Annotated in this window: 16 protein-coding genes; 9 read left to right on the top strand and 7 right to left on the bottom strand. The window is 37.9% G+C overall.

Annotated features, from left to right (window positions below; genetic code table 11):
- Positions 1–168 precede the first annotated feature (168 nt).
- Positions 169–393, top strand: coding sequence for a hypothetical protein (locus tag ACHUFV_RS22000; protein WP_394237929.1), 225 nt, complete (start codon positions 169–171; stop codon positions 391–393).
- 69 nt (positions 394–462) lie between these two features.
- Here ACHUFV_RS22000 and mutY read toward each other — a convergent pair whose 3' ends face one another.
- Positions 463–1,554 (bottom strand): A/G-specific adenine glycosylase, encoded by a 1,092-nt coding sequence (gene mutY, locus ACHUFV_RS21995; protein ID WP_394237894.1) that lies wholly within the window; start codon positions 1,552–1,554, stop codon positions 463–465.
- Positions 1,555–1,831: 277 nt separating this feature from the next.
- Here mutY and ACHUFV_RS21990 point away from each other — a divergent pair, with 277 nt between their 5' ends.
- Entirely contained in the window at positions 1,832–2,812 is a 981-nt protein-coding gene (locus ACHUFV_RS21990) for a metal-dependent hydrolase (protein WP_394237893.1), read from the top strand.
- A gap of 177 nt (positions 2,813–2,989) precedes the next feature.
- Entirely contained in the window at positions 2,990–3,163 is a 174-nt protein-coding gene (locus ACHUFV_RS21985; protein ID WP_394237891.1) for a small, acid-soluble spore protein K, read from the top strand.
- A gap of 110 nt (positions 3,164–3,273) precedes the next feature.
- Here ACHUFV_RS21985 and ACHUFV_RS21980 read toward each other — a convergent pair whose 3' ends face one another.
- Entirely contained in the window at positions 3,274–3,600 is a 327-nt protein-coding gene (locus ACHUFV_RS21980) for a YfhH family protein (RefSeq protein ID WP_394237889.1), read from the bottom strand.
- 87 nt (positions 3,601–3,687) lie between these two features.
- Entirely contained in the window at positions 3,688–4,497 is an 810-nt protein-coding gene (gene recX / locus ACHUFV_RS21975; RefSeq protein ID WP_394237887.1) for a recombination regulator RecX, read from the bottom strand.
- 176 nt (positions 4,498–4,673) lie between these two features.
- Here recX and ACHUFV_RS21970 point away from each other — a divergent pair, with 176 nt between their 5' ends.
- From ACHUFV_RS21970 to ACHUFV_RS21960, 3 genes are all read left to right on the top strand, one after another.
- The gene (locus ACHUFV_RS21970) at positions 4,674–4,796 is read left to right on the top strand and encodes a YfhE family protein (RefSeq protein WP_394237885.1); all 123 of its coding nucleotides are present in this window, start codon (positions 4,674–4,676) and stop codon (positions 4,794–4,796) included.
- A 127-nt stretch (positions 4,797–4,923) separates the two neighbouring features.
- Entirely contained in the window at positions 4,924–5,109 is a 186-nt protein-coding gene (locus ACHUFV_RS21965; RefSeq protein ID WP_150438213.1) for a YfhD family protein, read from the top strand.
- 59 nt (positions 5,110–5,168) lie between these two features.
- Entirely contained in the window at positions 5,169–5,315 is a 147-nt protein-coding gene (locus ACHUFV_RS21960; protein WP_394237884.1) for a YfhD family protein, read from the top strand.
- Between the two features lie 272 nt (positions 5,316–5,587).
- On the opposite strand, the gene ACHUFV_RS21955 is transcribed toward ACHUFV_RS21960, so the two are convergent.
- The 4 genes from ACHUFV_RS21955 to ACHUFV_RS21940 all read right to left on the bottom strand — a co-directional run bounded on the left by ACHUFV_RS21955 (position 5,588) and on the right by ACHUFV_RS21940 (position 10,581).
- Positions 5,588–8,107 carry a bifunctional diguanylate cyclase/phosphodiesterase gene (locus ACHUFV_RS21955; protein WP_394237882.1) on the bottom strand — a complete coding sequence of 840 codons (2,520 nt, stop codon included), beginning with the start codon at positions 8,105–8,107 and terminating at the stop codon, positions 5,588–5,590.
- Positions 8,108–8,246: 139 nt separating this feature from the next.
- Positions 8,247–9,695: a sodium/pantothenate symporter gene (gene panF / locus ACHUFV_RS21950; RefSeq protein ID WP_394237880.1), complete on the bottom strand. Its 1,449-nt coding sequence runs from the start codon at positions 9,693–9,695 to the stop codon at positions 8,247–8,249.
- The gene (locus ACHUFV_RS21945) at positions 9,692–9,958 is read right to left on the bottom strand and encodes a YhdT family protein (protein ID WP_394237878.1); all 267 of its coding nucleotides are present in this window, start codon (positions 9,956–9,958) and stop codon (positions 9,692–9,694) included. The genes panF and ACHUFV_RS21945 overlap by 4 nt, the downstream gene beginning before the upstream one ends.
- A gap of 110 nt (positions 9,959–10,068) precedes the next feature.
- Complete coding sequence (locus ACHUFV_RS21940; protein WP_394237876.1) at positions 10,069–10,581, bottom strand: M15 family metallopeptidase; 513 nt, start codon at positions 10,579–10,581, stop codon at positions 10,069–10,071.
- Between the two features lie 260 nt (positions 10,582–10,841).
- On the opposite strand from ACHUFV_RS21940, the gene ACHUFV_RS21935 reads away from it, so the two are divergent.
- Genes ACHUFV_RS21935 through ACHUFV_RS21925 form a run of 3 tightly spaced genes read left to right on the top strand, consistent with a single transcriptional unit; the run spans position 10,842 to position 14,720 of the window.
- Complete coding sequence (locus tag ACHUFV_RS21935) at positions 10,842–12,383, top strand: spore germination protein (RefSeq protein ID WP_394237875.1); 1,542 nt, start codon at positions 10,842–10,844, stop codon at positions 12,381–12,383.
- Positions 12,384–12,388: 5 nt separating this feature from the next.
- The gene (locus tag ACHUFV_RS21930) at positions 12,389–13,495 is read left to right on the top strand and encodes a GerAB/ArcD/ProY family transporter (RefSeq protein ID WP_394237873.1); all 1,107 of its coding nucleotides are present in this window, start codon (positions 12,389–12,391) and stop codon (positions 13,493–13,495) included.
- Positions 13,470–14,720: a Ger(x)C family spore germination protein gene (locus tag ACHUFV_RS21925; RefSeq protein WP_394237871.1), complete on the top strand. Its 1,251-nt coding sequence runs from the start codon at positions 13,470–13,472 to the stop codon at positions 14,718–14,720. Before ACHUFV_RS21930 ends, ACHUFV_RS21925 begins: the two co-directional genes overlap by 26 nt.
- Positions 14,721–14,864 lie beyond the last annotated feature (144 nt).

Raw genomic sequence — 14,864 nt, 5'->3', positions numbered from 1 at the left:
CAGTTATAGAACTGATGTTCCAGCTCAGGCGCTATCAAATCAAGTCATGCGCCAATGAACAGGAGGCCTCTACTTTTCCTATTATTTTAACTTTTTCATGTATAGATGGCAATGAGGTTAAGGACAATAGGGGTAGGTTCAAATTAATTATTGAAAGGAAGAAATGGTATGTATGTTGGCAGGGATATGACCGAGCTTTCCATGATGTCAAAGTCAGATTGGCAAGACAGTGAGCTTGCCTTTTTCCATCAATCGTTTCAGCAAATCTTGCCTTATCTAAATGTAGAAGGGCAATCCATCTACCGGGAAATCATTGAAGAAATGCATAATCGGAACAGCTTTAAACGAAATGAAGCTGATTACACACATGGAACAAGTGTGACCTTTGATTAATGGGTGTCAGGCACCACAAAAAGACAAATGCCATGCAAATGTCCTTTCGTGGTGCCTGACACCGTATATTTATTTATAGAACTGCTTGATCATTTTTTGATGGGAGACAGGAAATGGATAACTTTCTATCTGCTCAGCTGTAACCATTTTTAAATCGGGCTTTTCTTCTTTTAAAAGGTTAATTCTGCCTTCATATACATGTATAGTCCATGTTAAGTGGGAAAAAACATGATCTATTGTCCCCACCATTTCTCCCAAATCAATCTCGGCTCCGTATTCTGATTTCAATACTTCCTTTAGTTGCTCTTTTTCCGTTTTAAACGGTAAATGGATTTCAATATTTGGGAATTCCCATAAATTCGCGAGTAAACCCTTTTCGTCTCTTTTATGGATCAACGTCCGTCCTTCATCATCTTTTAAGACAGCTGCTGCCAAGTGTACTTCACGAAGCTTTTTATTTTTTGTTTTTACAGGTAATTCATGTTGTACCCCTTCATGAAATGCTACACAATGCTCGCGAACAGGACATAGCAGACAGGATGGCGATGTTGGCGTACAAACAATTGCTCCAAGCTCCATTAGAGCCTGATTAAAATAAGATGGATTTTCATGGGAAATTAGCTCTCTAACTGCTTTTTCAAATATTTTTCGTGATGATGCTTTAGCGATATCATCCTCTATCAACAATATACGGGATAGGACTCGCATCACATTACCATCTACGGCAGGCTCTGGTATTCCGTATGCCTGACTTAAAATAGCACCTGCTGTATACGGACCGACTCCTTTTAAAGCTGCTATTTCTTTTGGATCGTCAGGGACTCTCCCATCATATTTTTCATGAACCTCTTTGACGGCAGAATGTAAGTTCCGGGCTCTTGAATAATAACCAAGACCTTCCCATGCCTTTAATACTTTCTCCTCTTCAGCCTTTGACAATGCTTCAATTGTCGGAAACTGCTCCATAAAGCGGTTAAAATAAGGAATCACCGTATCCACTCTTGTCTGCTGCAGCATAATCTCAGAGACCCAAATTTTATAAGGGTCTTGATCCTTTCGCCATGGAAGATCTCGCATTTCTTTCACAAACCAGCCGATCAAATCCTGACGAAACTCTTGTCTATCAACCTTATCTAAATTTTCCAAGTAATTTTTCGTCACTTTTGTTCCTCCAGGATGTTAAACATATAAAATTGGGTAATATTATTAATGTGGATTCATTAAGGTAAATGATTAAACGTAATAGTTAAATTTTTATCGTTAAAAATACATATTTTTCTCAGTCAAAGCAAAGATATTCTGATACACTTAATATATAGAAAATATTGAATGTTGTTTTCCATTATTAAGCTGCTATAAATAGTGGTGTGGGGTAAAGCTGATATATGTATCTATAGTTTGTCCCCACTGTAAATACCGAATTAAGGAGGTTTCTTCCTTGGATACAGGTACACATGTCGTTATGGGACTAGCCCTTGGCGGTCTGGCAACTCTTGATCCCGTTGTAGCTGGGAGCTCGGCTACAGCCACAAGTGTATTAATTTCAGTAATAGTTGGCTCGCAGGCACCTGATATTGATACAGTATTGAAACTAAGAAACAATGCCATCTATATCCGCAATCACCGTGGAATCACACATTCAATTCCAGCAGTTCTTATCTGGCCAATAGGTATAATTGCAGTCGTTTATCCATTTTTTCCAGCAGCTGATTTATTTCATCTATGGCTTTGGACATTTCTAGCTGTTTTCCTGCATGTCTTTGTCGATATTTTTAACGCTTATGGTACACAAGCATTACGGCCTTTCTCCGCAAAATGGGTGGCGCTTGGTGTAATCAACACCTTTGATCCGTTCATTTTCGCGATACATGTACTCGGTTTAATTTTATGGGGATTTGGTACAGATCCCGGATATACCTTTGCCGTCATATACGCAATATTGGTGGTCTATTATATTGTCCGCTTCATCGCAAGACAAAATGTTTATAAGAAGGTTCTGCAAAGGATTCCTGATGCCACTGAAATTATCATAGCTCCAACGATGAAGCATAATCAATGGAAAATTGCAGTGATGAATAAACATCAATTTTTTGTCGGACGGTCCGTAAATAGACAAGTACAAATATTAGATCAGTTCAATCGTATTGAGGTCCCTGAAACACCTGTTATAGAGGCTGCAAAAAAGGATGAAAATTTAGCAGCATTTCTATCCTTCTCGCCTGTATATCGTTGGGAGGTTGATGAATACGATGACCATTATGAAGTTCGTTTTATTGACTTACGCTATCGAAGCAAGGATTATTATCCGTTCGTAGCGGTTGTCCATCTTGATTTAGAATTGAACATTACCACTTCATATACCGGCTGGATTTTCAGCGAGGAAAAACTCCGTAAAAAACTGGATATTATTCCAAGTTAAAGCGATGTCGTTAAAGACATCGCTTTTTTGATTCCTGATTACGCGACTTTCGACTTTTCCATAAATTAAGCAGTAAAACGAGTAATAGCTATCCATTGGCTGAACATACTAATCGTAAGTGATTAAGAATGATTCTTCTTGATCACGGTTCTTATCCCGCATTCAGGAGGTTTTTACATGCGTAATAAACAAAAGGGTTTTCCTAATCTAAGTAATAATAAATTAGAGGGGGAACCTCGTGCAAAAGCAGAGTATGCCTCTAAACGAGCTGACGGAACCATTAATACACATCCGCAGGAAAGAATGCGAGCATCTTCCAATAGAGACATCGATACATCAAATTTATTTTAAAAACAAAGATGCGGAAGACGCCCGTTTCATCTTTTCTCCACTGGCTTTGGGGCTAAAAAAAATATACAATGAATTCCACCAGCATAATGCTTCAGTAAGGACTAACTCCCTTACTGGAGCTTTACCAGCATGGAGATTGGCAATGCTTCTTCTTCCTCCCCATTTCTCAAGCGATGCCCCCAAGCAAACACACCATTTAAATAGCTTATTTTAAAATAAGCACCTGGCGCTCCTTCAATCTGATAAATCTCCCCAGGAATAAAATCATTTGGGTCTAATAAATAGGCCTTGGCCATAGCTGCCTTTCTTTCCAATACAGCAAACTCATTTACCATACCCATTTGCTCTGCCTTCCTTGCCTTTTCATGTAACTGAGCAATCTCCTGATGCAGTTCATATGGCGATAACTGGCTGTATCTCTTCTCTTGTGATTGCATGAAACCATCCCCTTTTCTTTGCGAACCTATATAACCTATATTTTAGTATAATAAAAAAGTATGGAATAAGAAACAAAAGCGTTTTTCCTATTCATTCCAATCAAGATTTTTTAAATATGCTTCAATTTGCTCCAGTGAAAAACCTTTTCGATATAGTGCACTTTTCATTTTCTGCTCGTATGCATATCCCGTTTCATTAACATATTTACGCTGTAATTTTTCAGCTTGATAACGCAATGCCTCCATCCCATCTTCAGTTCTTTCTAAATTTGTACTTTCGATAGCATTGGTTATAATGTCAAAGCTAAAGCCTTTTCGGATCAATTTTTGTTCAAGCTTTGTTTTTAGCACCCGCTCAGAATCCTTTTTATTTTTCTGCGCGGCTTTTTCACAAAGAATTTTTGCCTTCTCTAATTGTAAATCATACGGATATTCTTTGAGGGCTAGAGCGATATAATTTTCACTAATTCCTCTTTCCTTTAGTTCGCTTCTGATTAAAACAGTTCCTTTATCAGTCGTATTCATTTGTGTTCTCACATAAGCAATGGCGTACTGTTCATCATTTAGAAACTGGTACTCATAAAGCTTAATGATAGCCTCTTGAATAATCGGCTCATCAATTTCCTTTTCTCCTAAATAAGCGCGAACCTCTGACTCTGATCTGATTCTTCGCGTTAAATAATGAAGAGCTAGGTTATAGGCTTTTCGGATATCATCCTCGTAATGAATTTCGGTAATTGAAAACTCATCCAATTCCATGCCTTTTTTCAACTGAAACTTTACTAATACTGCTTCGTCCACGCTAAATGCATATTGTTCCCCTTTTCCTTCATTGAGAAAAATATTATAGCGTTCTTTATTTTTTTTCTGGGTCGTAATCTTTGTGATAATCGGCATCAACTTCACCTCTCATTAACTGTAGCATAATCTACTTCAAAATTTGAATAGAGCTGAAAAAAGAAAGAAATATCCCTTGTGAAATATTTTTTATTTTTTTACTATTTCCATTTAAGTATGAATCATTTTTATTAGGGAAAAATGTGGAAGATACTTTCATGAAAGGAAGGATTCCAATGCCGAAAAAAACAGACAAGGAAAAAAGCACGTTAACAAGTATGCAGGCTGTTACCTATCAGCGTGATTTCAAAATGGCAGATCGTGCCGGCGGTTTTATGGACCGAAAAGGAAGAAAGTAAAAACAACAGCTGAGACAACTTCAGTTTTATCTTGTAACAACTTACCTTTCATAGTCAGTTGGTGCTAGAGCATAATAAAGTATGGAGCGATGCTTCATACTTTATTTATTGAAAGGGGTTTTTGTACATGGGTCGAGCTCAAGGGCATAAAACACGTGACAGAAATAAAAGCTCACTTCCTCAAGTGCCGAAAAATATGAAATATGATCGTATGAGCGAAGAATATGCTCAGGAATTAAATAATCAAATCAGCAGAGAAGAACAAGCATTAGCAAATGCAGCTAATCAGAGAAATCAAGGAAATAACGGATAATAGGATTAAACAGGGTCTCGATTCGAAGACCTACCTGATGGATAGGAGGAATAGTTGTCATGACTAAAGAGAATCAATTTAAAAACAACTTCAAATCAGATGGTGTGGATGAAGAGTTTTCAAGAGAGCTTGCCGACCAGGACGATTTGGAAGCGCAAGCTAGAGCTGAAGCAGCAAATCAACGCGTAAAACAAAAAAACAAATAAGTTAGATATGTGTATAAAGTTATCCACATAACTGTTAATACTGTTAATAACTTTAAAGGATATGATTAAAACAATCCTCAATAGGGATAATGCTTGTGAATAAAACCCCTTGAATTTGAGTTATTTTCTGTGGATAATGTGGATAAATCTGTGGAAATGTGACTATATATAGTTTTCTTCTGTTGATAACCTTAATATAGGTATGTTTACCTTTTACTTTACAAAACAGAAAAAGCCGGGTTTAGATCCCCCGGCTTTTCACTATCTATTATTTAACTTGTAACCCTGCTATATAGCACTTCATCTTGAAAAAAATCTACCACCCCAGTGGCCGGTAATGGTTTACTGATTAGGTACCCTTGTATTCCATAGCATTGATTACGTGAAAGAAATTCAGCCTGCTCGGTTGTCTCAACTCCTTCAGCAATCAACTCCAATTGAAGATGATGGGCAAGAGAAATAATGGTACCGACAATCGCTTCATTTGTCTTATCCTTGGATAAATTACGAATAAAGGATTGATCTATTTTCAACTGATCCACTGGAAGCAAATGCAAATTACTAAATGAGCTGTAACCCGTTCCAAAGTCATCAATTGCAATACGGACACCTAATGTTTTCAAATCCTGTAGCATAGTAATAGCCCGCTCCACATCCATTGTCATACTTTCAGTTATTTCCAATTCTAAGAAATGCGGTTCTAAGTCTGCTTTTTTCAATGCCTCCGCAACTAACTCTACTAAATCGTCCTGGAAAAATTGTCTCCTCGATAAGTTAACTGAAATCCTTGAACAGCTGAAGCCAGATGCAAGCCAATCCTTCATTTGCCTACATGCCTCTTCAATTACCCATTTACCGATTTGAACAATTAGCCCAGATTCTTCTGCTAATGGAATAAATTTATTCGGTGGAATCATTCCTCTTACCGGATGCTGCCAACGGATGAGAGCCTCTACACCAATTAATTTCCCGGTATCTAGGTTTATTTGCGGCTGATAATATAAAAGTAGCTCATTTCTTTCAACTGCTTTCCGCAGATCATTTTCAAGTACAATTTCTTCATATAATTTCTTATCAGAATCATGAGAATAAAACATATAGGGAAGGTTATTTTTCTGTGCCTCATGCATAGCAATCCTGGCGTTTTTCAATAGCTGCTCCCCATTTTCGATCTCTTCATTAACAATAGAAATCCCGATTACCGGATCAATATGAAATGTAAAACCCTTAGCCTTTAACGGGCTTTGCAAAAGTAAGTGAATGGTTTTTGCCATATCTTCAATTAAACTGGAATCCTTCGGGTCTGTGATTAATATAGCAAATTCATCTCCGCCTACTCTTGAAACCAATCGTTTTCTCGGTTCACAATAGCCTTTTAGCCTTTTTGCAATGACAGCTAGAAAGACATCACCTGTATCTGTGCCTAACGATTCGTTAACGGTACGGAAACGATTTAAATTAATAAAAAGTAATGCTGCTCTGTGTGCTGGAGAATTATCTATTAATACCTTTTCTAATTGCTCTTTAAAATAATAACGGTTTGGCAGACCTGTAAGTTCATCATAATATGCCAAATAATTCAATTTTTCTTGTGCATTCATCAATTCAGTAATGTCACTTAATGAGAAAATAATACTATTTCGTTCACCCTTTTCATCAAACATATCAGTAGAATTTACAGAAAGAAAAACCTTTTCCCCGCCTTTTTTGGTGGACATGTACAGCGATTCATTTGTTTCGGATAAATCCCTTTGATTCTGAGACCCTAATGATGGGAATGCTCTAACATCAATCGGATGCTTGTGCCATAAGGGATCATTCATATGCTTATTAAGCAATTCATCGGAGGTATAACCGGAAATCCTCTCGACCTTCTTATTTACATATTGTATAAACCCATTTGAATCAGTAATAATGATACCGCTTGGAACTGTGCTGACAATTGTATGTAAGCGGCCTTCGCTCTTTTTTAATGCCAATTGTGCCTCTCGCTGCTTAAAAAACGGCTCCTCAATTGTTGATGCATAAAGACCCTGCATTAAAAAATAATAGCTAATGACCTTATAAATATGACCCATAAAGTTATCAAAGTCGTGAACACTTTTATATAAAGTAAAGATAATTTCTGAGAAAAAGCAAAATCCAACAGCAGCAATCAACACCAGCTGTGCAGGATTTTTACTCTTGCGATATTGATAAACCATGACAATCATAAGACTAAAAAAAATAAAACTGAGAATATATTCAAGGGCACGCTTTAAAGGTGTAACGCCAACACCTTCAACGACAAGAACCGGCAAAGATCGCGGCAGGAAATAAATAATGGATGCAATAATAATTACGCATACAAAGCTTAACAAGAAAATATATGACCGGTATTTTGGCGCAATGGCACGATCTTTTTGAGTGAGGATCATAAAAAGACCAATCGACAGAATAAAGCGGGAAACAATCCAAAACCAAGTTGGCCTTAAAACGGAGTTTTCCACGATAAAAAACGGCATGCCATTAAATGACAACACATGCAATATATCAAGGAAAGCAATACAAAAGAAAAGAGCACCAATGAACAATCGGTGTCTTGATAATGTGTGGGTGAAAATCATCCAGCCTTGCAACGCAATAGCAAATGCCACCGAAACTGAAATCAGCTCCATTAATATATGTAAGGATAAATGATTTTTCGGATTATAGAACTGTGAAAAAAAGGCAGAGAAGTAATGAGTGAGGCCGAGAGCCATTAGCCCTGCTGCCAGAATTATATATGTTTTGATCTCCTTTTTTCTGTCCATTGATATACTCCTACGTTTGACTGGCTTGGAAAATGCTAGAATTTATTTTAAAAGTAGTATAGAATAATTAGTTTGTCAATGGACAGAAAATGAACGATATTGAATCTAATTCGTACCAGTTTAACATACTATAGGTGTTTTATTCAGCCCACGTCTCACCTTGAAACTCGACAGAGGCAGTTGCCAGGCTGACGAGAATAAAGGTGATGAATGAAAAGAAAATTGGTAAAACAACAGTATGCATTCCAAGTGCATTAGGATATAACCGATCAAACAGAATATAGGAACCCATTCCGATAATCATAGAGGATATGGCGCCGTATTTATTCCCCCTTCCCCAGTACAGCCCTAAAATAATCGGCCAGATAAAGACGGACTCAAGTCCCCCGAATGAAAAGAGATTCAACCATACTAATAGATCAGGTGGATTTAGGGCAAAAAGAATGACTGCTGCACCAATTAATGTCGTTACCCAAAAACTGGTTTGTTTTATTTGCTTTTCGGTCGCATTCGGCTGAATAAAATTCAAATAAATATCCTTAACAATAGTGGAACTGACAAGGATTAACAAGGAAGATATGGTAGACATAATAGCAGCCATCGGCGCTGAAAGAACTAAGCCTGCCAAAATGGGTGACAATACCTCCAATGTAAGCATCGGCATTACCTTATCACCAATCTCTATACCCGGCAGGATTGCGCGGGCTAATACACCAATTAAATGCATCCCAAACATAATGGTCCCGATAACAATCGTACCAATTATGATGGCCCGGTGCATGGACTTGGAATCCTTGTAGGACATCGCTCTTACGGCCATCTGTGGAAGTCCGATAACTCCTACGCCCACCAAAATCCAAAACGTCGATACGTAAAGTGAGGTTAATTGCCGCTCTGCACCATAGGGTGAGACAAAGTTAGGATTTTCTGCCGTTAGTTTGGACATGATTGCCTGTAACCCTCCACCCGCAGCAATCGTTGCTGCAAGCAAGACAATCGTCCCTACTAACATAACAATACCTTGTGCCGTATCAGTTAGAACAACTGCTCTGAACCCTCCGATTAGAACGTACACTAAGACAGTGATCGCAAAAATCAATAAAGACGTACGATACGACAATCCTGTTAAAGACTCAATTAACCTTCCTCCGCCAACCCATTGGGCAATCATTGATGAGAAAAGAAAAATAATGATGCTTAAAGCTGAGATTAAAACAATACTATTACTTTTATATCGGTCCTTTAAATAATCAATAATGGTTATGTAATTCTTTTTTCTTGCAATTATGGCAAATTTCTTTCCAAGCACCATTAAAACAAAATAACCAGTAGGAAGTTGCGCCATTGAGAGCAATACCCAGCCTAAACCTGTCGTATACGCAACACCTGGCCCTCCGATAAAGCTGCTGGCACTTCCGTAAGTAGCAATCAATGTCATGGCCAGAACAAAGCCGCCAAGCTCCCTGCTTCCAAGAAAATATTCCTGTAAAAAGTTATTTGAGGATTTCACAAATCGGTTGGCCCATACACCTATCAAAAAATATAAAACCAGAAAAAGAAGTAATGGAATAATAACAGCTGTCTTCATAGTCCATCCCCCTCTTCCTCATCAAATGAAACCTCTTTGAAAATGAATTTAATACACAAGTAAACAATCACATTCATAACGACTGTTCCAGCAACACAGCTATAAAAAAACCATGCAGGCATCCCTAAAATATATGAATACTTCCGCGGATCACCTGACCCCAATCCATAGGCAAAGCCATACCACCAAAGAAAATTAATAATGACTAAAATAACTCCAACAATTGCCTCCTTATGAGCAATTTGAAATCTCTTGTCCTTCAATAAAACCACCTCTCTTTTACAGGATAGGTTACCCGAAAAGTCTGTTTACAACTCAATGTTTTTTACTATGACAAAAAGCTCCAGACAGTTATTTCTGTCCAGAGCTCGAATCAGCTGTCAGTCTCTTCAGGCCTCTCCCCTCTTTGAAGTGCAGCTATCGAAAGACCAAAGTCCATTTGCAGATGTGGGTAATCCTTAAAGCGTACCCAATCACCGCCCCACTCAAAACCAAGATCTTTGGATAGGGATACTATTTCCGTCCAATCAGCAACCTTGTTTCCATTTCCATCATACGTCATATCCCATATGACATCGCCTGATGGAACCTTGATTGCAAAATCAACAGCAAGACCAAAATTATGATAGGATTCGCCTCCCCTTGCATAAGTGACAATGGTCCCTTCTGTTGAACGGCCTTTTTCATATAATTTATCTTGATCCTCTGCACTTCGGAAATCATCAGTGATGACCATTGATATTCCCTTTTCCGACGCCTGCTGAATCAATTGATTTGTCTTTTCCTCAACAACCGGATGAAGTCCCATTGGCATCGGGGTATTTACATTTCCCTCAGGATCCCCGTTCTGCTGCATCAAGTATTGAAGATATAAAATAATAGCCATAAACACAAGAACAAATGTAATGAAAGAATTTCCTATCCATTTCCTTTTCAAAATACTTTATCCTTTCGTATTGAACTACCCCTATTATAAACGAAAAGCACAAAATAATAGTTTCATAATCATTCATTTGGATAGAAGATTTTATCACATTAAAGCACTGGGGGACAGTCCCCCGGTGCTTTAATGCAGCAAACCATTTTTTTACATATTATTTGCCACCTGTGGAAAACTACTAAAAAAAAATGACGAGGAATCCCGTGATGAGAAAAAAGCTGAGCGAAATGTTATTAAATAAATCTCTTAAAGATCCACAATTTCATGAACAATCCAATGCACAGGACATTGAGTTGAAAAAACAAGCGATCAGCGTTCATTACGAACAAAACTTATCGACATTCAAAGCCATTTATAGTGTCCCTGCAAATATAGATGTGAAAATACGAGAGTTTACGGTTCGCTCAACGAATCGTCATGCCTTTATTATCTTTTTAAGTTCTATTTCAGATCAACGTGTCATCCAGGCAGGAATTACGGAAAAGTTAATCGTAAACGATATTCCGAATAAAAGTATTCCTGATCTTTGTACGGGAACCTTTTTTTCGACTGAAACCATTATTGGAAAAATCCTTGAATCTATAAACAGCGGGAATACGGCGCTTTTCGTTGATGGGGACGAACAATGCTATCTATTTGATACAGCAAATATTCAAGGAAGGGCTATCGGCAAGCCCGACGTTGAAGTCATTGTCAAAGGACCAAAAGAATCCTTTAACGAAAAAGTCGTGACAAACATCTCCTTAATCCGAAAAAAATTAAAAAATGAAAACCTCATTGTAGAGTCAATGATTATCTCAAAACGATCCAAAAACGACGTATTCCTTGTGTATCAAAAGGATCTTGTCAATGAAGAATTGCTCCAAAACGTGAAAGCTAAATTGCATTCCCTTGATGTCGAATCAATCGTCGATTTAAGTATTCTTGAGCAGTACATAGAGGAACGGCCGCGGTCATTATATCCTACAACGTTATATACAGAGCGGCCTGATCGAGCTGCCTCCTTCATTGAGGAAGGCCATATCATCCTGTTAATGGAGAATTCACCAAGCAGTCTGATACTACCAACGAATTTTTGGGCATTGATTCATTCTCCGGAAGATCATTATTTACGGACACCATATGGCAATTTCATCAGAATATTACGGCTTCTTGCTGTATTTATCGCGATGTTTACATCTTCCTTTTATATTGCCGTAACAAACTTTCACGTTGGAATGCTCCCGCCTGATTTATTAATGGCGATTGCCGGGACAAGGGAACGTGTCCCATTTCCTGCTCTGTTTGAAGTGCTTATGATGGAAATAGCCTTTGAACTTATTCGGGAAGCAGGACTACGTGTACCATCCCCAATTGGACCAACGATTGGGATTGTCGGTGCGTTAATTCTGGGACAAGCAGCCGTACAAGCAAATATTATTAGTCCGATTGTCATTATTGTCATCGCCTTGAGTGGATTAAGCTCGTTTATCATCAGTGATACAAGCATGAATTTTGCCGTTCGGATTACCCGTTTCTTATTTATTTTTTCTGCCGGATTCATTGGCATCTACGGAGCCTCCGCTTTATTGGTTGTCGGACTATTTTATTTAGTATCACTAGAATCATTCGGTACACCATACTTTGCGCCTATGACACCGAGATTTCCCTCATCAAAGGACATGATTATTCGTCATATCCCAATAAAAGAAAGATTCCGTCCGGGGTATTTAAAGCCAAAGGATATGGGCAAACAAGGAAAGGGATAATCCATATGAAACAACATGAAAAAGTTGGAATTCGCGACTATACATCAATCGTGATTTTAATGATGGGTACGAAAGCAACAGAAAATACTCCCTCCGCATTTTACAATGATGTTCAAAGCGCAGCATGGATGATTCCGCTCATCTCAGCAGGATTCTTTCTTATTCCGCTGTTCCTATTATTAAAAACATTCTCTGTGTTTCAGGGCAAAGACCTGTTTGTCGTCGTTAAGAAGTTACTTGGTAAGTATATCGGATTTTTTGTACTTCTTTATTTATTTATCATCAGTTCCCTTGCAGTTTCCTTCGATACGAGAATGTATTCAGACATCATTCACTCATTCTATTTTCGAAGAACACCACTGGTAGTCGTATATATCATTTTCCTACTTGTTTGTGTCTATGGGGCGAAAAAGGGCATTCAACATATTGGATCAGTTTCCTATATTATGGTTTGGTATATCATTTTTTCATTTGTACTTGCTATGATACTAAGCATCATGGATAGCAATATACGATCTATCTATCCAATTTTGGGATCCGGAATACCCGATATAATTAAATCAAGTATACCTGGAACAACCCTTTTTGCGGACTTGGTTCTCTTAACAGTCTTACTATCGAGCATGTCATCTTTTAAAGATTTTGCAAAAGGAACATGGATTGCTTTTATACTAACGGCTATTCATATAAGTGCCGCTGCTTTCATTTTTATTTGCCTGTTTGATCGATCCTTAGGGGGCCTTGGGTATCCATTCCATACAGCGATTCGCTATTTCTCATTTGGGAATTTCCTAACAAATGTAGAAACCTTATTTTTCCCAATTTGGTTAATGGCCGCCTTTATCCGTTTTGCTGCTTTATTGTACATATGTACGAAGCTATTCGCTCATATCTTTCACATTAAAGAGGCTGGTTACTTGATTCCAGCACTTGCTACTATTTATTTGCTGACCGGTATGATTCCGGAAACACCTCTTGACGTAGCTCTTGTATTCAAAGCTAAGATTCGATTAATAGCCGGTCCGACATTTGCTGCCATTTCCCTACTATTATGGACAGTTGCTTTGTTAAAAGGAGAATTCAACTATGCAAAACATAAAAAGGGTATGTAAACTGTTGATTATTATAAGCATCATTTGTTCATTAACAGGCTGTTGGGACCGCGAAGAACTGGAGGAGAACGCATATGTCATTGGACTGGGGATTGACCATTCGAAACTCAAAGGGAAAATTAAAGTAACCATGTTAATCGCTAACCCTGAGGTTGGGAGTGTACAAGGAGGCGGTGGATCAACGGAAAAACCACGAGAAATTATCTCATTTGATGCAAATGACTTCATTGCCGCAAAAGCAACTGCTAATTCCGTCATCTCTCGTGATATCAGCTATGAATTATTAAAAGTAATCATTGTTTCGGAGGAATTTGCGAAAGATCCAAATTTTCTCCCTATCATTACGTCTACACTAAAAGACAAGGAAATTCGTCTAGATAGTTATTTAGCAGTATGTAAAGAAAAGGCTTCCGAGTATTTTCTGAAAAACCACCCAAGGATGGAAACAAGACCGCATAAGTATTTTCAATTCATGATTGATAATGGAATAAATAACGGGTTAATTCCTGACTCTACACTTTTTCGTTATTTCTCTGCTTTAGACAGAGGAACGGACCTCTTTATGGCCATGTATACCACTACAGAAATAGAAAAGAGTTCTAACTTTAAAGGGGAGGATCATTACGCGGCAGGACAATTAAATGTAACAGGGGAACTGGATAAAACACAATTTTCCGGATCAGCCGTCTTCAAAAACGGTGTCATGGTTGATAAATTGGATGGATTAGATACACGTCTCATCAATATTCTTGACGATACAACTGATATACAAGATGTTTTAGTCAATGTACCAGATCCTTTTTCGGAAAGCGATAACCAGCTAGCAGCTCGAGTTACAAAAACGAATAATAATAAAATCACGATGAATCTGAATGGAGTTAGGCCAAAGATTGAGATCACAATCCCATTGACCTTGACAATCATGTCAAATCCATCCATGGTCAACTATGCAAAGGACCCAGAGAAAAAAAATTTCTTGAAAGAATTTATAGTAAAAGATACGACAGCATTATTTGAAAAGATTCAGGAAAAAACACAAACCGAATTAAAAGGATCCCCGTACCCTTTATCTTTATATGCAAGAAAACATTTTAAAACCAACAAGGAATTCGAGCGGTTTAATTGGGCAAAGGCATATCCTAAAGCGGATGTTACCATAAAGCCGGATATTGTAATTGAGGACTTTGGCATTCAAAAAAAGGTACTGAATAACAAGGAGGATTAACTAATTGAATTACTTTATTGCCGCTATCTTATTTGTTATAACACTCTACACCCTTGGCTTTGCCATCACTTTGTGGAAGGATAAGCAAAAATTTGGTGCACTAGCCACCATTTGTCTTTGTATACTGATTATCGTGCTTCCTTT

The sequence above is a fragment of the Niallia oryzisoli genome (assembly GCF_043641075.1).
GTDB classification, from domain to species: Bacteria; Bacillota; Bacilli; order Bacillales; family Cytobacillaceae; genus Bacillus_BD; species Bacillus_BD oryzisoli_A.
The sequence above is the reverse complement of the archived record's forward strand: the minus strand, read 5'-3'. Positions and strand labels throughout refer to the sequence as shown.